Annotated in this window: 12 protein-coding genes; 5 read left to right on the plus strand and 7 right to left on the minus strand. The window is 70.1% G+C overall.

The window, feature by feature from the left end; translation table 11 throughout:
• Positions 1-56 precede the first annotated feature (56 nt).
• From ABAZ39_RS33785 to ABAZ39_RS28130, 5 genes are all read right to left on the minus strand, one after another.
• On the minus strand, positions 57-899 hold the full coding sequence (locus ABAZ39_RS33785) for a lysozyme (RefSeq protein ID WP_063922744.1): 843 nt from the start codon (positions 897-899) through the stop codon (positions 57-59).
• A 224-nt stretch (positions 900-1,123) separates the two neighbouring features.
• On the minus strand, positions 1,124-1,879 hold the full coding sequence (locus tag ABAZ39_RS28115) for a DeoR/GlpR family DNA-binding transcription regulator (protein ID WP_040137563.1): 756 nt from the start codon (positions 1,877-1,879) through the stop codon (positions 1,124-1,126).
• A 3-nt stretch (positions 1,880-1,882) separates the two neighbouring features.
• Complete coding sequence (locus tag ABAZ39_RS28120) at positions 1,883-3,511, minus strand: ABC transporter permease subunit (protein WP_040137798.1); 1,629 nt, start codon at positions 3,509-3,511, stop codon at positions 1,883-1,885.
• 68 nt (positions 3,512-3,579) lie between these two features.
• Positions 3,580-4,587 (minus strand): ABC transporter ATP-binding protein, encoded by a 1,008-nt coding sequence (locus tag ABAZ39_RS28125; RefSeq protein ID WP_040137564.1) that lies wholly within the window; start codon positions 4,585-4,587, stop codon positions 3,580-3,582.
• Positions 4,588-4,767: 180 nt separating this feature from the next.
• Complete coding sequence (locus ABAZ39_RS28130) at positions 4,768-5,742, minus strand: ABC transporter substrate-binding protein (protein WP_144243668.1); 975 nt, start codon at positions 5,740-5,742, stop codon at positions 4,768-4,770.
• 208 nt (positions 5,743-5,950) lie between these two features.
• Between ABAZ39_RS28130 and hisN the strand changes: the two genes are divergently transcribed.
• The 5 genes from hisN to ABAZ39_RS28155 all read left to right on the plus strand — a co-directional run bounded on the left by hisN (position 5,951) and on the right by ABAZ39_RS28155 (position 12,552).
• Positions 5,951-6,796, plus strand: a complete 846-nt coding sequence (gene hisN, locus ABAZ39_RS28135) for a histidinol-phosphatase (protein ID WP_081863394.1) — start codon at positions 5,951-5,953, stop codon at positions 6,794-6,796.
• 33 nt (positions 6,797-6,829) lie between these two features.
• Positions 6,830-8,224 carry an ethanolamine ammonia-lyase subunit EutB gene (locus ABAZ39_RS28140; protein WP_040137566.1) on the plus strand — a complete coding sequence of 465 codons (1,395 nt, stop codon included), beginning with the start codon at positions 6,830-6,832 and terminating at the stop codon, positions 8,222-8,224.
• The gene (eutC, locus tag ABAZ39_RS28145; protein ID WP_081863395.1) at positions 8,221-9,033 is read left to right on the plus strand and encodes an ethanolamine ammonia-lyase subunit EutC; all 813 of its coding nucleotides are present in this window, start codon (positions 8,221-8,223) and stop codon (positions 9,031-9,033) included. Before ABAZ39_RS28140 ends, eutC begins: the two co-directional genes overlap by 4 nt.
• A gap of 116 nt (positions 9,034-9,149) precedes the next feature.
• Positions 9,150-11,159: an NAD(P)-binding protein gene (locus ABAZ39_RS28150; RefSeq protein WP_207197724.1), complete on the plus strand. Its 2,010-nt coding sequence runs from the start codon at positions 9,150-9,152 to the stop codon at positions 11,157-11,159.
• 13 nt (positions 11,160-11,172) lie between these two features.
• A complete protein-coding gene (locus ABAZ39_RS28155; RefSeq protein WP_040137568.1) occupies positions 11,173-12,552 on the plus strand; it encodes an OmpP1/FadL family transporter in 1,380 nt (459 codons plus the stop codon).
• A 55-nt stretch (positions 12,553-12,607) separates the two neighbouring features.
• Here the strand turns inward: ABAZ39_RS28155 and ABAZ39_RS28160 are convergent, their stop codons facing one another.
• Positions 12,608-13,573: an acetoacetate decarboxylase family protein gene (locus tag ABAZ39_RS28160; protein ID WP_040137569.1), complete on the minus strand. Its 966-nt coding sequence runs from the start codon at positions 13,571-13,573 to the stop codon at positions 12,608-12,610.
• On the minus strand, positions 13,570-15,879 hold the full coding sequence (locus ABAZ39_RS28165; RefSeq protein ID WP_040137570.1) for an NAD(P)-binding protein: 2,310 nt from the start codon (positions 15,877-15,879) through the stop codon (positions 13,570-13,572). Before ABAZ39_RS28165 ends, ABAZ39_RS28160 begins: the two co-directional genes overlap by 4 nt.
• Positions 15,880-15,971: the final 92 nt, after the last annotated feature.

Below are 15,971 nucleotides of genomic sequence, written 5' to 3' on the forward strand. Positions count from 1 at the left end.
CACGCGGCTTCGGGTCCGCGCCGCCCTCCAAATCCGCTCCGCCGCCGTTGTCGCGGTCAGCCGCGGGAGCGGCGTTCCCGCCACAGCAGGGCCAGCGTCACCACCAGACCAGTGAACAGCACGGCCACCGCCGGCGACGGCGCCCACCCGAACAGCCCGGCAAGCCCGCGAATGCCGGCGGACACGCCCTGCGCCTGGGCCGCCACGCCCTGCGCCTGCTCGGCAAGGTCCTGCATCTGCTGGGTCACCTGCAGCACCGGCGCCAGCACCTCGGCGACCACGCCGAGGGACCCGCCGATCGCCAGCGTCCCTGCGGCGGCACGGACGGCGCCGGCAGGCACGGACGGCGTCGCCGGCTCCACCGTCTGGGCCATCGGACCATCGTCGAGCGCGCGCCGCCAGTCTGCACCGCGGAACAGCAGTTCCTCGGCCCTCCGGCGCCGCACCAGACCGGGCAGCACCCGGCCGCCGCCATAGACCCACGCGCCGAACGCGGCGGCGGCCCCGTCGGTGTCGCCGGCGTTCAGCTTGCGCAGCAGGGTGGAGGGCTTTCCGCTGCGCAGGCGGACGAAGCCGTCCTTTCCCGGGTCCTTGCCCTTCCTGGACCGCCCCGGCCCGATGTTGAAGACGAAATCGATCAGCGCGGCCCGCTGCCCGTCGGTCAGGGGCACGGTCACGGCGCCGTCCACCACCGCGGCGGCCTCGGCCAGATCGTCGGCGAGCAGGCGCTCGGCCTGTTCGGTCGTGATGGCGTCGCCGGGAGTCACCGCCCGGGTGTGGCCGTAACCGATGGTCCAGACACCGGCGGGGCAGCGGTAGGCGGTTCGGGACAACCCCTCGAAATGGCGGGCCAGATCGAGGGCGACAGGCGGCGGAGCCGCCCGGAGGGTGGTGGTCATGGTCGCTCCTGCGGAGGGTCGGGACGGGTGTCGTTCGCGGCCGGCGGGACCAGAGGGTTCCGCACCGGTGACGGAATGCGCGGCCGAAACGACAACGCCCGCCACGGCGAAGCCGGGCGGGCGCAGTTCGAGTGCTGACGTCCCCACTAAGGATTATTTTCCTCGATTTGTAAAGCGCTTTCTGCGCCCCGCCCGTGGCGGTCGGGCCACGCTGCGCGGACGGGCTATCCGAACACCATGTCCGGCACGGCCAGCGCCGTCAGTTCCGGCAGTTCGCGGGAGCGGGCGTCGGTGACCAGCGTGTCGATGCCGTCCACCGGGCAGAAGCTGACCCGGCTGGCCTGCCCGATCTTGCTGTGGTCGGCCAGGATCACCGTGCGGCCGGCGTTGCCGACCATGGCGCGGGCGACCTCCGCCTCGCGCGGGTCGAAGCTGGTAGCGCCGTAGCGGGGGTGCAGCGCCACCGGCGACAGCAGCGCCACGTCGGCGCGGTAGCGGTGGATCTCCGCCACCGTGCCCTCGCCGAAGGTGGCGGGCAGCCCCTCGTCCACCCGGCCGCCCAACAGCACCACCCGGCTGCGGTTCTGGTTGGCGACGGTCTGCGCCACGTCGAAGGAGTTGGTGACGATGGTCAGGCCGGGCAGGCTCGCCAGCTCCTCCGCCAGGGCCGACACCGTGCTGCCGAAGTCGAGGAACAGCGTCTGGCCGGGCGAGACCAGCCGCGCAGCCGCCTTGGCGATGGCCCGCTTCTCCTTCAGGCGGACCTGGCTGCGCACGGCGATCGGGGGCTCCGGCTCCGGCCCGACGGCGACGACGCCGCCATGGACGCGGCGCAGCTCGCCGCGCGATTCCAGCTCCACGATGTCGCGCCGCACCGTCTCGCGCGACACGCCCAGGTCCCCGGCGATGCGGTCGGTGGACACACGGTGCAGCGCCGTCAGCAGGGCGCGGATGCGCTGGTGGCGTTCCTCCTGAAGCATCGTTCAGGCCGCCTTGCGCCGGGTCGCCAGCGACAGGGCGCCGCGCATCGCCAGCGCCGCCGCCGCGACCGCCGCCATGATGCAGGTGGAGAAGGCCGCCGCCTGCGACACGAAGCCGGCCTCGTCCAGCCGCATCACCGTCACCGCGGCGAGGTTGGTCGAGGGGGTGACCAGGAAGATGATCGCCGACAGCGTGACCATGGAGCGCATGAACAGGAAGAAGAAGACCGACAGCAGCGTCGGCACCATCACCGGCACCACCACGTCGCCGAGCACCCGCAGGACGCCGCCGCCGAGGCAGCTCGCCGCCTCCTCCAGCGCCGGCGGCACGGCGCGCATTCCGGTGACCATCGTGAGGAAACCCTGCGTGTGGTAGTGGTAGAAGTTGCACAGCGCCAGCAGAAGCACCGTGCCATACAGCATGTGCAGCGGCGTTCCCGCAAGGTTGAAGGCGAAGATGTAGGACAGGCCGAGCACCAGTCCGGGCACGCCGACCGGCAGGACGGCCAGCAGATAGACCGCCTTCGCCACCCCCGGCGGCATCCGCCGCAGCCCCAGGACCAGGGCGAAGAGCAACGCCGTTCCGATCGCCGCCGCCCCCGCCGACACGGCGAGCGAGGTCCACAGCGGGTCGTAGCCGCCGCTGAGAGTGATTGAATAGTGCTTGAGCGTGAGGTCCAGCCGGTAGGGCCACAGCCGGACGAAGCTGGCGAAGACCACCGTCGCCACCACCGCCACGATGGACAGGGCCAGGGTCATGGTGGCGAGGAACAGCGGGATGTCGCGCGCCGGCACATAGTCGGGGACCGGCGGCAGGGCGCTTTCCGAGGCGGTGCCGAACTGGCGCTGGGCGGCCACCCGCTCGATGTAGACGGCGATGCCCGTGGGCAGCAGCAGCAGGATGCCCACCGCGGCGCCGATGCCGAACTTCATCTGGCCGGTGACCTGATTGTAGATCTCGGTCGCCAGGACGGAGAAGTCGCCGCCGATGGTCACCGCGTTGCCGAAATCGGTGATCGTCACGGTGAAGACCACGAAGCCGGCGCTGAGCAGGCCGAACTTCACGTTGGGCAGGGTGATGCCGAAGAACTGCTGGAGCCGGCTCGCCCCCATCACCTCCGCCGCGTCGTAGTAGCGGGCGTCGGACTGGCGCAGCGCCGCCTGGATGATCAGCACCGCCTGGGGCAGCGCGTAGAGCACGTTGGCGATCAGCAGCCCGGGAAAGCCGTAGATGTTCAGCCGCGTTCCGATCAGGTTGCTGACCAGCCCGTTGCGGCCCAAGAGGAAGATCAGGCCGAGGCCGAGCACCAGCGAGGGCGCCAGCAGCGGCAGCGACAGGGCCGCCGCGACGAAGCGCTTCCCCGGAATGCGCGTGCGCTGCACGGCGTAAGCGACCATGAAGCCGAGCAGCAGGCAGACCACCGTGGTGGCGGCGCCGACCAGCAGGCTGTTGCCCACCGCGCGCAGGATGCCCGGCGTCTGGAAGAGGGCCAGATAGTTGGCGACGCCGACGCCGCCCTCCTCCTCCAGGACGCTGCGCCAGACGATGGTGCCCAGCGGCAGCAGGAAGAACAGGACCAGTGCCACCACCGGCACCAGCACGCAGGCGCCGTAGAGCAGCCGCTCGTCCATCGGGCGGTGCAGGCGGCGGGGCCGGGCGGTGTTGGGCGTCTTGCCGGGAAGGGTCAGGGCGGGCATGGTCATGCGCGCACCCAGGCGCAGGCCTCCGCCGCCACCGACACGTCCACCGCGGCCCCCGGCCCGACGCCAGGGTCCTGGTGGGTTTCGGCCAGCAGCTCCCGACCCCGCCAGGACAGGCGCAGCCGGCGGATGTTGCCGAGGAAGGTCAGGTCGATCACCCGTCCCTCCCCGTCCGCCGCCGGGGCGACGGCGATCCGCTCCGGACGGACGCAAGCCTCGTAGGCGTTCTCCGCCCCGTCCGGACGGCCGGGCAGCAGGTGGGGCATGGCGTCGCGCACCCAGCCGGTCGGCAGCAGGTTGCTGCTGCCCATGAAGTCGGCGACGAAGCGGGTGCGCGGGCGCAGGTAGAGGTCCTGCGGCGTGCCGACCTGCTCGATCAGCCCGTGATTCATGCAGACGACCTTGTCGGCCAGGGTCAGCGCTTCCTCCTGGTCGTGGGTGACCATGATGGTGGGGATGCCAAGCCGGCGCTGCACGTCGCGGATCTCCGCCCGCAGGTCGGCGCGCACACGGGCGTCGAGCGCCGACAGCGGTTCGTCCAGCAGGATCAGCGACGGATCGACGGCCAGCGCGCGGGCCAGCGCCACGCGCTGCTGCTGCCCGCCGGAGAGCTGCCAGGGGTAGCGGTCGGCGAGTTGCGGCAGCTTGATGAGGTCGAGAAGCTCCTTCACCCGCGCCGCGATGCGGTCGCCGGGCGCCTTGCGGATCTTCAGGCCGTAGCCGATGTTCTCGGCCACCGTCATGTTGGGAAAGAGCGAATAGGACTGGAAGACGATGCCGAAGCCGCGGTCGCGCGCCGGCACGGCGCCGAGGTCCCGCCCGCCCATCAGCAGCTCGCCCGTGTCGTAGGGCATCAGCCCGGCGACGATGCGCAGCAGCGTGGTCTTGCCGCAGCCGCTCGGCCCCAGCAGGCAGACGAATTCCCGCTCCTCCACGGTCAGGTTGATGCGGTCGAGGGCGACGAAGCCGTCGAAGGTCTTCAGGAGGTTCTTGATCTGCAAATCCATGGCGTGGCCATCTGGAGCGGGGGATGACTCCCTCTCCCGCCTCGGGAGAAGGAAGGGGCCCGCGCGAAAGCGCGGGAAGGGTGAGGGTGCCGCCAAGACTGCGTGCCTTGATTCTCGCGCGACCCTCACCCGCCCGCGTTCGCGGGCACCCTCTCCCGGGACGGGAGAGGGGAACAGGACTCAGCGGCCGATGCTGCCCTGCCAGGTCTTCAGGATAGCGTCGCGCTCCGCCGCGGACTTGGCGAAGTCCATCGGGTAGAGAACCTTCTGCACATCCGCCGGCAGGCCGGCCTCCTCCGCCGCCTTGGCGACCGGGGCGCCGGGGATCGTCACGATCTCCTTGTACTTGGTGTAGAGCGCGGCGGCCTTGGGCGACAGGGTCCAGTCGAGGAAGCGCTTGGCGTCCTCCTTGTTCTTCGACGTCTTCATCAGCGCCGACGCCTCCAGCTCGTAGCCGGCGCCGTCGGTCGGGATGACCATCTTGAGCGGGAAGCCCTCCTCGACCGACTTGATGGCCGCGAAGGCCAGCGAGGCGCCGATGGCGAACTCGCCCGAGCGGGCCGACTTGCAGGGCTTGGAGCCGGACTTGATGTACTGGGCGATGTTGCCGTCCAGCGTCTTCAGGAACTGCCAGCCCTTCTCGTTGCCCTGGCTCTGCAGGATGGCGGCGATCTGGAGATAGCCGGTGCCCGAGGAGACGGGGTTCGGCATCACCACCTCGCCCTTGTAGACCGGGTTGGTCAGATCCTTCCAGGAGGTCGGGACCGGCAGGTTCTTGGCCTTCAGAAGCTCCGTGTTCACGCAGAAGGCGGCCATGTAGCCGGTGGCGGCGAACCAGCTCGCGTCCGCCCCCTTGTAGGCGGCCGGCAGAACGTCGGAGCCCTTGGCGGCGTAGGGCTCGACCAGCGCCATGACGCGCGGGTCCAGCATGTTGGTGACGGCCCAGCCCCAGATCACGTCGTGCTGCGGGTTGGACGCCTCGGCCAGCATGCGAGCGCCGAGGTCGCCGGTGGACAGGCGCAGCACCTTCAGATCGATGTCCGGCAGGTCCTTCTTCGCCGCCGCCACATAGTCGGCGATCTCGTCCTCCTCCAGCGCCGTGTAGACGGTCAGCGTCCCCGCCTGCGCGACGGCCGGCAGCACCGCCGCGCCCATCAGGACCACACCAGCCAGCAGCGACTTCCCAGCAAACTCCACCATCGCCAACCCCTCTGTTCCGCATGCCCTTTCCCGGCGCCCCGGCCGGTGGCGAGCCCGTGCCCGCCGTGGATTTAAGTGGAGGTTTGCACTTCTGTGCGTTTGTGTCTACCATGATTGCACAGTTGGCGTGCATTTGCGCAGCCGCACAAAAACAAGGCAAATCATGAGCCCCATCACCAAGGACGCGACCATCGACCGTGCGGCGTTGACCGGGGAACTGGCCGGCGAATTGGCCAGCTTCGCCGCCGCCCTGGCGGACGAGGCGCGCGGCCTGTCCCGCCGCTGGTTCCGCACGCCGGTCGCCATCGACACCAAAGCCGACGACAGCCCGGTGACCATCGCCGACCGCGAGGTGGAAGCCGCCTTGCGCCGCCGCATCGCCAAGCGCTTCCCGGACCACGGAATCTTCGGGGAGGAGCATGGCCGCGACCGGCTCGATTCGGAGATCGTCTGGGTGATCGACCCCATCGACGGCACGCGCAGCTTCATCAGCGGCTGGCCGGTCTACGGCACGCTGCTGGCGGTGCTGGAGCGCGGGGTCCCCGTGGTCGGGGTGATCGACATGCCGGTGCTGGGCGAACGCTGGACGGGACGCGCCGGCGCCCCCACACTCTACAGCGACGGAACGGGAGCGGAGCGGCCCTGCCGCACGCGCGACTGCCGCCGGCTGGCCGACGCCACGGTCTACACCACCTCGCCCGACGCCTTCGACGCGGCGGGCCTGCGGGTGTTCGAGACGGTCAGCCGGCAGGCGCGGACGCGGCGTTTCGGCGGCGACTGCTACATCTACGGGCTGGTCGCCTCCGGCCACATCGATCTGGTGATCGAGGCCGGGCTCCAGCCCTACGATTACCTGGCCATGCAGCCGGTGATCGAGGGGGCCGGCGGGGTCATCACGGATTGGGAGGGCAAGCCGCTGACCATGGACTCCGACGGGCGCGTGGTCGCCGCCGCCACCGCCGACCTGCATGCCGAGACCATCGCCGCCATCGCGCGGGCGGCGGGTTGAGCGGACGAACCGAGGAGGAGGAGAGGGGACGCCATGGCATTCGCCCACACTCTGGCCGGGACGCGGTACGGGTTTCCCGATCTGAAGACGCTGCTCGCCCGCGCCTCGCCGCCGCGCTCGGGCGACGCGCTGGCCGGGCTGATCGCCGCCAGCGCGGCGGAGCGGGTGGCCGCGCAGATGGCCCTGGCCGACCTGCCTCTGCGCCATTTCCTGAGCGAGGCGGTCGTCCCCTACGAGACGGACGAGGTGACCCGGCTGATCGTCGACAGCCATGACGGCGCCGCCTTCGCCCCGGTCGCCCACCTGACCGTCGGAGGATTCCGCGACTGGCTGCTGTCGGAGGCCGCGGACGCGGCGGCCCTGACGGCGCTCGCCCCCGGCCTGACGCCGGAGATGGTCGCGGCGGTGTCGAAGATCATGCGCCTGCAAGACCTGATCGCCGTCGCCGCCAAGACCCGCGTCGTCACGCGCTTCCGCAACACCATCGGCCTGCCGGGGCGCCTCTCCACCCGCCTGCAGCCCAACCACCCGGTGGACGACCCGCGCGGCATCGCCGCCAGCGTCCTCGACGGGCTGATGTACGGCAGCGGCGACGCGGTGATCGGCATCAACCCGGCCACCGACAGCGTGGAAGCGATGACCTCCCTGCTGGAGATGCTGGAGGAACTTCGCCTGCGCACCGGCGCGCCGATCCAGTCCTGCGTGCTGGCCCATGTGACCACGGCGCTGCGGGCCATGGAGCGCGGGGCGCCGGTCGATCTGGTCTTCCAGTCCATCGCCGGGACGGAGGCCGCCAACCGCGCCTTCGGCGTCTCGCTGGCCCTGCTGGACGAGGCGTGGGAAGCCGGACGGGCGCTGAACCGCGGCACGGTCGGCGACAACCTGATGTATTTCGAGACCGGCCAGGGTAGCGAGCTGTCGTCCGGCGCGCATGAGGGGGTGGACCAGCAGACGGTGGAGGCGCGCTGCTACGCCGTCGCCCGCCGCTACCGGCCGCTTCTGGTCAACACGGTGGTCGGCTTCATCGGGCCGGAATACCTCTATGACGGCAAGCAGATCACGCGGGCCGGGCTGGAGGACCATTTCTGCGCCAAGCTGCTCGGCCTGCCGATGGGCTGCGACGTCTGCTACACCAACCACGCGGAGGCTGACCAGGACGACATGGACGCCCTGCTGACCCTGCTCGGCGTGGCCGGCTGCACCTTCATCATGGGGGTGCCGGGGGCCGACGACATCATGCTGAATTACCAGAGCACCTCCTTCCACGACGCGCTCTATGTGCGTCAGGTGCTGGGCCGCCGCCCGGCGCCGGAGTTCGAAGCGTGGCAGCAGGCCGCCGGCATCGCCGATTCCGCCGGGCGCCTGCGCTTCGACCCCGCCGCGTCCTGTCTTCTGCCCGCCTTGCCCCTGCCGGAGGAACAGCCATGACCGAGTCCGAACCGGTGCCCCTTCCCTCCCCGGCCCAGCCCGACCCGGCCCAGCCCGACCGCTGGGCGCATCTGCGCCGCCACACCGACGCGCGGATCGCGCTGGGCCACGCCGGGAGCGGCCTGCCCACCGCCGCCCACCTCGCCTTCCAGGCCGCCCACGCCCAGGCGCGCGACGCCGTGCACACGCCGCTCGACGCCGCGGCGCTGCTGGCGGCGCTGGCGGAGCGCGGCTGGCCGGCGGTCCCGGTGACCAGCGCCGCGCCCGACCGCGCCGCCTACCTGAAGCGCCCGGACCTCGGCCGTCAATTGTCGGAGGAGTCGCAGCGCCGCCTGTCGGAGCCGGTCCGCGCCCCCGACGTGGTTCTGGTGGTCGGCGACGGGCTGAGCGGCACCGCCGTGCAGGCCAACGCCGTCGCGGTGCTGGACTCCCTGATCCCGAAACTCCAGGCGGCCGGGCTGCGGGTCGGGCCGGTGGTGGTGGCGGAGCAGGCGCGGGTGGCGCTGGGCGACCCGGTCGGCGCGCTGCTCCAGGCGCGGGCGAGCGTCGTCCTGATCGGCGAGCGGCCGGGGCTGAGCGCCGCCGATTCATTGGGCCTCTATCTGACCTGGGAACCGCGACCCGGCCGGGTGGACAGCGAGCGCAACTGCATCTCCAACGTCCGAGTCGGCGGCCTCGCCACCACCGCCGCCGCCGCCCAGGCGGCCGCCCTGCTCACCGCCATGTTCGCCCAGCGGCGGTCGGGTATACTGCTCGACAGCGCGGTACCCGCCACCTCGCCGGCCCTGCCAAGCGACGGCGTTCCGTAACCGATCCGCATCGGTGCGGCGACGGAATGTTCGCATTCGTCTTAATCCCATTGCGACAAGCGGCGATGCCAAGCACAATCCCCCGGCAAAACAACCGGGGGCTCGGGGTGGCTGCGATGGGAAAGACGCGTGTGCTGGTGCTGGGCGGCGGGCTTGGGGGCGTGTCCGCCGCGCTGACTCTCACGGCGACTGAGGCGTTGCGCGAGAAGTTCGACGTGACGCTGGTCAGCCACGGCTGGCGGCTGGGCGGCAAGGGGGCCAGCGGCCGCAACGCCAAGCAGGGCCAGCGCATCGAGGAGCACGGGCTGCACATCTTCCTGGGCTTCTACGACAACGCCTTCCGGATGGTGCGCGGCGCCTACGCGGAGTGGGACGAGCCCGCCGACTATGCCTTCCAGACCTGGCAGGACGCCTTCCGCCCGCTGTATCAGGTGACGCTGATGCAGGACATCCCGCGCTTCGGCAAGACCCGCTGGCACTCCTGGAACCTTGATTTCCCCAAGCGCTCCGGCACGCCCGGCGATCCGCGGTCGCTCGGCCCGAACGGCTTTGAGGCCTTCCTGATCGGTGCGCTGCAGAACTTGGTCGCCAAGCACGACCATTTGCCCGGCCACCTCACCGCGAAGCTCGGGCTGGACGCCCTTGAGAAGGCGCGCGCCCACATCGAGGAGGCGGGCGACGGCGCCCTGGACCACGGGCTGATCGTCGATCTGCTCAAGCTCGTCCAGAAGGGTTTCCAGGCGGTCCTGGAACCGCTGCTGAAGCTGTCCGACGAAGGCTGGGAATTCGCCTGCTTCGCCGATTTCGGCCTCGCCTTCGCCATCGGCTGCTTCGCCGACGTGCTGCCCTACGGCAAGGACGGCTTCGACCGCATCAACGGCGAGGACTTCCGCGAATGGCTGCAGAAGAACGGCATCTCCGACACCTTCGCGTGGTCGGCGCCGGTGCGCCTGCTCTACGACATGTGCTTCTCCTACAAGAACGGCGAAGCGACCGACGGGCCGGAGAACGCGCGCTTCGCCGCCGGCGCCGCGGCGGAGATCCTCCTGCTGATGGGCTTCGCCTACAAGGGCGCGCCGCTGTGGAAGATGAACGCCGGCATGGGCGACACCGTCTTCACCCCCGCCTGGTTCGTGCTGAAGCAGCGCGGGGTGGACATCAAGCTGTTCCACCGCCTGACCAAGCTGGAAACCTCGGAAAACGGCGCCTGGGTGGAGCGGGTGCGCCTGAACCGGCAGGTCGATCTCGTCAACGGCGCCTATGACCCGTTCGTCAAGGTCGGCTACGGCGACGACGGGAAATGGCTCTACTGCTGGCCGTCCGAGCCGGACTGGAGCCAGATCGTCGACGGCGACAAGATCCGCGACGCCGGCATCAATCTGGAATCGGTGTTCTGCCACTGCACCGCCGGGGAATCGGTGCTGGAGGTCGGCAAGGATTTCGATCTCGTCGTGCTGGCCATGCCGCCCGCCGCGCTGGCCGACCCGGCGGCCGAGTTGATGGGCGCCAATCTGCGCTTCAAGCAGATGGTCGAGGTCACCCCGGCGGTGCCGACCCAGGCGGTCCAGCTCTGGATGACGCCGAGCATCGAGGAGATGGGCTGGAAGGCCGGCCCGACCGCCATGACCAGCTATGTCGAGGAACTCGACAGCTGGGGCGAGATGAGCCACCTCATCCCCGCCGAATCCTGGCCGCCCGGCACCGTCAAGGCCGTGGAGTATTTCTGCGGCACCGCCCGCTGGCCGGCCGGGGCCCCGCCCTACGCCTGCGGCCTGCCGCAGCGGATGGCCGCGGACGTCCGCCGCGACGCAACGGAGTGGCTTAACACCAACATCGGGGTGCTGTGGCCCAACACCGTCAAGGACGGCGTGTTCGACCAGAGTCAGGTCTATTCCTCCTACTACCGCTACAACCTCGACCCGTCGGAGCTCTACGTGCAGTGCTTCCCGGCGACGGTGGAGACCCGGCTGACGCCGGGCGACAGCGGCTTCGTCAACGCCTTCCTGGCGGGGGACTGGACGCGGACCTGGTTCAGCGCGGGCAGCGCCGAGATCGCCGTCCTCTCCGGAAAGCAGGCCGCCGAGGCCATCGCCCGCCAGACCATCGACCTCACCCCGTCCGATTGAGAACCCTGATTCAATGCGCGTAATTGCAGCGTTTGCCGCGGCGGCCACTCTGGCCGCCGCGTTTCCGTCCCATGCCACCGACGTCTACACCTTCGAAGGATTCGGGGCCGTGTCCATGGGCATGGGCGGCACCGGGGCGGCGTCCGACATCGGCGGCGCCGCCATGATCTTCAACCCGGCGACCCTGACGCAGCGCTCTTCCTCCTACCTGGAGGGCGGGCTGGTGGTTGCCGCCCCGACCGGGCTGCGCGCCACCCAGACGCAAACCGGCGAGGTGGCGCACGGGAAGGACACCTTCCCTTTCCAGGGCTACTACATCCCCCAGGGCGGCTTCGTCTGGCGGCATGAGACTCTCGCCCTCGGGCTGGGCGCCTACGCCCAGGGCGGTTTCGGCACCGAGTACGGCGAGGGCAGCTTCATGGCCCGCCTGCCGTCCGGCGTCGACAGCGGGCTGCGCACTGGCAGCGAGGCGATGTTCATGCGCGTCCCGCTGGCCGCCGCCTGGGACGTGACGCCGAAGGTCACGGTGGCGGGCGCCATCGACTATGTGCGGGCAGGGCTCGGCTTCCGGGTCCTTCAGGGGGCCGACCAGCTCGGCGCGCTCGCCGCCACCGGGCGACTGACCGGACAGGGGCCGATGCTGGGCGCGGCCGGCGCCATGGTCGGGATGGGCGGCGGCGTCTATTTCGACATCTTCGACCCGTCGATCGCCCGCGCCGGGGTGGAGGGCGACGGGGTGAGCGGCCGGCTCGGCCTGACCTGGAAGCCGCAGGCCGACACCACCATCGGCAGCTTTTATCAACTCCGCACGGCGCTCAACAACCTGACCGGCGACGGCTCGGTGATCGTGCTGGGGGCCGACGGCTCACGGCTGACACAGCCCGCCAAGTACACGCTGGGGAATTTCCAGCTCCCCGCCGAGTTCGGCATCGGCATCAGCCACCGGCTGCGGCCCGACCTGACCGTCGCCTTCGACTACCGGCGGGCCTTCTGGGCGCAGGCGCTGCGCCAGTACAACATCCGCGTCGACGTGCCGGGCCTCGGCACGGTGTGGGAGACGCTGCCGCAACGCTACCGCGACATCAACATCTTTGCCATCGGCGGCGCCTATCGGGTGACCGACGCGCTGACCCTGCGCACCGGCTTCCGCTGGGCCGACAAAATCGCCCCGGCGGAGGACATCGTCTCGGTCATCCCGGTGGTCATCACCAAGCACGCCAGTTTCGGCGTCGGCTACGCCTTCTCCGACACGCTGCGCCTGGACGGCGCCTATTCCCACGGCTTCCAGGAATGCGTGAGCAACAGCACGCCGCCCAACGGCTCCGCCGTCAATCCGGGGAAGTTCTGCAACGGCACCGACATCGTGGCGCTGAGCCTCAGCGCCTCGTTCTGACGGTCTTTCATGACAAGAACGGCGCCGGCCCTTTCCGAGGCCGGCGCCCGCTCCCTCACTCCGCCTGCCAGACCACCCGGCCGGGGTTGGCGCGGAAGTCCATGTGGATCTGCATGGCGAAATCCACATGGACGGTGGCGCTGCCATCCGGCCCGGCCGCGAAACCGAAGTCCGAGATGACCTGATGGCTGGCGTAGTCGGCCACCCGCAGCGTCCAGTCGCCCCGCATCGGCCAAGCGCCGCGGAAGCGGTCTACGTGCATCGGGCAGTCAATCAGCGCCTGATAGCAGGCCAGCTCGCTGTCCGGGGCGTCGCGGAACTGCTTCAGGTTGATGACCGGCACCGTGCCGGCCAGCAGAGATTCCACCGCCTTGACGGCGACCTCCACCCCCTCGACCAGGCCGCCGGGGCGCAGCAGGGCCTTCAGCGCGTCGCCAAGGTCGGCGGCGAGATCCTCAAGGCTCCGCCACGCCGAGCCGGGGGTCCACGGCCCGCCCTCCACGGTCAGCAGGGGAGCGAACACGCCCTCGCAGTCGGAGGACAGGGTACGGAACAGCGTCGTCTCGCAGACGAAGCGCGGCGCCTCGGCCCCCTCCTCCGGCAGCGTGATGCGGCCGAGCGACTTGGCGAAGCCCCAACCCTCGCGCCCGCAGACCAGCGGAATGGTCGCGTCCGGGAAGACGTACGGCATCCACAGCACCAGCTGCGGCCAGTGGCCGGGCCGATGCTCGATCAGCGGCAGCCACAGCGAGGCCTCCCGGTAGGGAATCCAGCCGAACGGCTCGGTCGGGCTGGTGCAGCGCCCCACCGACAGGAAGGTGCACAGCGCCACCGGCCCGGCCACCGTGTAGCGCACCGCCCCGGCGGGCGCCGCGTTCAGCAGCTTGTCGACCAGCGCCTGGGTGTTCTTCGGGTTGCTGCGCACGACGAAGGCGGTGGCAAGGCTGTCGGTGAAGACGCCGGGTGCGGCGATTGACACCTCGCCGTGCCCGGCGAAGGAGACGTAGCGGGGGGCGGTCACGACGGGGCCCCGTTCAGGAAGTTCTCACCGGAGATGAACAGCGGCGTTCCGGAGATGGCCCGCGCCGCCTGCATGCCGGACATCACCGTCGCCTCGATGCAGGAGGTGTTGAAGCCGGTGCGGACCCAGCAGCCGGCCAGGAACAGGTTGTAGAACCCGCTCGCGTCGGTGCGCAGCCGGAACTTGGTGGAGCCGGCGGCGCTGCCCGGCAGCGTTTCGGTCGGATCGACGTTGGCGCGGATGATCTGGTGCGACAGCCGCTCCCGCCCGGTGCCGTTCCACGGATCGTAGAGGACGTTCCAGTTGAAGCCGACGCCGCCCTGGCCGGAGACCGTCGCCTTCGGCCAGAAATTGCCCATATAGGCGTCCAGCCACTCCGCCGCGCTGTTCGTCACATTGTCCAGCGCCTCCTTCGGCACCGCGAGGTCGGTGGTCGGACGGGCGACCAGACCGGTCTGCCAGACGCCGCAGATGTAATGCACCGACTTTGGCGTTTCAGACTGGGGCGCACCGGTCCCGCCAGGGCGGAACTCGTAGGGCAGCGTCTGCCCCATCTCCGCCCAGATCGACCACGGCTCCGGCCCGGCGACGGCGGCCGGCTGGCCCGGCTCCCAGCCCAGCCCCTGGAGGTCGGGGCCGCACCACAGCTGCATGGACAGCGTCGGGATGATGCCGATGTTGCTGGTCATCGCGTTGAAGGCCGGCGAGGCCGCCTGCAGCTCCGCCGCCAGGGTCGGCTGGTCGTTCATCGCCTTGAAGCCGCCCATGGAGATGCCAAGGACGGCGACGTCGAAGTCGCGGCCGCGCTGCAGCGTCTCCGACCCGACCGGCTCCCACGCGCACCAGTGCGACTCCAGCGAGGAGTTGTTGGTGGCGAGCGCCGCCTGGACCTTGTCGGCGTCCTTGATCTGGTCCCACAGCGGTTCCAGCGGCCAGGCCAGCAGGAACTTCTTGTCCTCCAGCGGCACGGTGATCAGCGGCTGGTAGTCGTCCCCGCCGTCGGCCAGATCGACCTGCCGGGCGAGACGCACCGTCTCGACCAGCGCGCGGTCGTCGGACAGGCCGATGTCCTCGACGCGGCGGAAGAACTTCACCTTCACGCCGTTCTGGAGCAGGGTCTGGTAGATGGGCGCGATGATGACCTCGCCCATGCCCGCTTCCATGTTCCACATCACCGATTCGCGGCAGGTGGCGAACATGCGCACGCAGGACTGCGCCGCGACGCCGGCGCCCCAGTTGGGCTGACGGTAGTCGCCGTCCTTGTACTGCATGAAGGTGTCGTAGCAGGTGCGCAGCGAGCAGCTCTGCTTCAGCGCCTTGGCATCGCCGCCATGACGGATCAGCCAGTCGGTGAATTCCAGCTCGTCCAGCGAATCGGCGGTGCGCTTCTCGATCCCGAAATCGGCGATGATGCCGACGGTGAAGGGAAGCACGAAGGCCAGCAGGTCGCGGGCCACATGGTTGCTGGGCAGGGTGGCCGCCGCGGCCTCGATCAGCCGCAGCAGCTTCATCAGGTCGTGGAAATGCTCGACCGGCGGAGCCGCCGAAGGGTTGGACCCAGGCCCATTTTGCGCCCCGTCCGCCAGCGCCCGGATCAGCCGGTGGGCGGCGATGGCGGCGTCCTTCGCGGTGGTCACGGCGGCGCCCTTCACCAGCGCCTCGGCCTGCGCCAGATGGCGGACCTCCCGGTCCTTCCAGCCGCGGATCGCGTCGGCGAAGCGGGTGGCCAGCGGCGCCGGAAGAACCTGCTGATCGGCCGGCAGGACGGGCATCGGCGCGACGGTGCGGCCGTCGATGTGGACCAGCTTGCCGTCGACGATCAGGCCGCTCAGCTCGTCCCAGTTCTCGAACACGTCGCGCACCACGCCGACCAGCGACGCGATGGCCTGCGGCAGGGTCGGCATGACGTTGGCCGAGCCCGGTTCGCCGCCCAGCACCGGCCAAGTCAGCGGCCAATAGGCCGGCTTGCCGCCGTCCAGCACCATGCCGATGGGGGTGAAGCGCTGCGGCTTCAGAACGTCCCGCCAGGACTGGAAGGTGTTGTCCGGCGAGCGCTTCCAGACGTCGAAAACGTCCTGGAGCATCTTGAAGGCGTTGTTGTAGAAGCCGAACCAGACGTGCAGGCCGTGTTCCTGGATGCGGTTCCACTGGTCGCGCCCGGTGGCGCCCTTGCCGCCCAGCCGCCAGCCCATCTGATAGATGGTGACGTCGTAGCGCGCCCGCTTCTCGTCCGTGTCGGACAGGAAATGCGCCGTGGTGAGGGCGCCGACGCCACCACCTAGAATTGCAATCCTCGTCTTCGCCATGCTCTCCCCCCGACCGATCCGGCATCCTCACGACAGCGCCGCGGAATTTCGTGGCACTCGTCGGAAATTGCGGGGGAGATTAGCATAAATTG

The sequence above is a fragment of the Azospirillum argentinense genome, from assembly GCF_000632475.1.
GTDB lineage: Bacteria > Pseudomonadota > Alphaproteobacteria > Azospirillales > Azospirillaceae > Azospirillum > Azospirillum baldaniorum.

Coding starts and splice junctions, on each gene's coding strand:
- ABAZ39_RS28130 (WP_144243668.1), bottom strand. CDS start 5,742: ATGGGCGCGGCGGTGCTGCCGGCCGTCGCGCAGGCGGGGACGCTGACC.
- ABAZ39_RS33785 (WP_063922744.1), bottom strand. CDS start 899: ATGACCACCACCCTCCGGGCGGCTCCGCCGCCTGTCGCCCTCGATCTG.
- eutC (WP_081863395.1), top strand. CDS start 8,221: ATGACCGAGTCCGAACCGGTGCCCCTTCCCTCCCCGGCCCAGCCCGAC.
- ABAZ39_RS28125 (WP_040137564.1), bottom strand. CDS start 4,587: ATGGATTTGCAGATCAAGAACCTCCTGAAGACCTTCGACGGCTTCGTC.
- ABAZ39_RS28120 (WP_040137798.1), bottom strand. CDS start 3,511: ATGGACGAGCGGCTGCTCTACGGCGCCTGCGTGCTGGTGCCGGTGGTG.
- ABAZ39_RS28165 (WP_040137570.1), bottom strand. CDS start 15,879: ATGGCGAAGACGAGGATTGCAATTCTAGGTGGTGGCGTCGGCGCCCTC.
- ABAZ39_RS28115 (WP_040137563.1), bottom strand. CDS start 1,879: ATGCTTCAGGAGGAACGCCACCAGCGCATCCGCGCCCTGCTGACGGCG.
- ABAZ39_RS28155 (WP_040137568.1), top strand. CDS start 11,173: ATGCGCGTAATTGCAGCGTTTGCCGCGGCGGCCACTCTGGCCGCCGCG.
- hisN (WP_081863394.1), top strand. CDS start 5,951: ATGAGCCCCATCACCAAGGACGCGACCATCGACCGTGCGGCGTTGACC.
- ABAZ39_RS28150 (WP_207197724.1), top strand. CDS start 9,150: ATGGGAAAGACGCGTGTGCTGGTGCTGGGCGGCGGGCTTGGGGGCGTG.
- ABAZ39_RS28140 (WP_040137566.1), top strand. CDS start 6,830: ATGGCATTCGCCCACACTCTGGCCGGGACGCGGTACGGGTTTCCCGAT.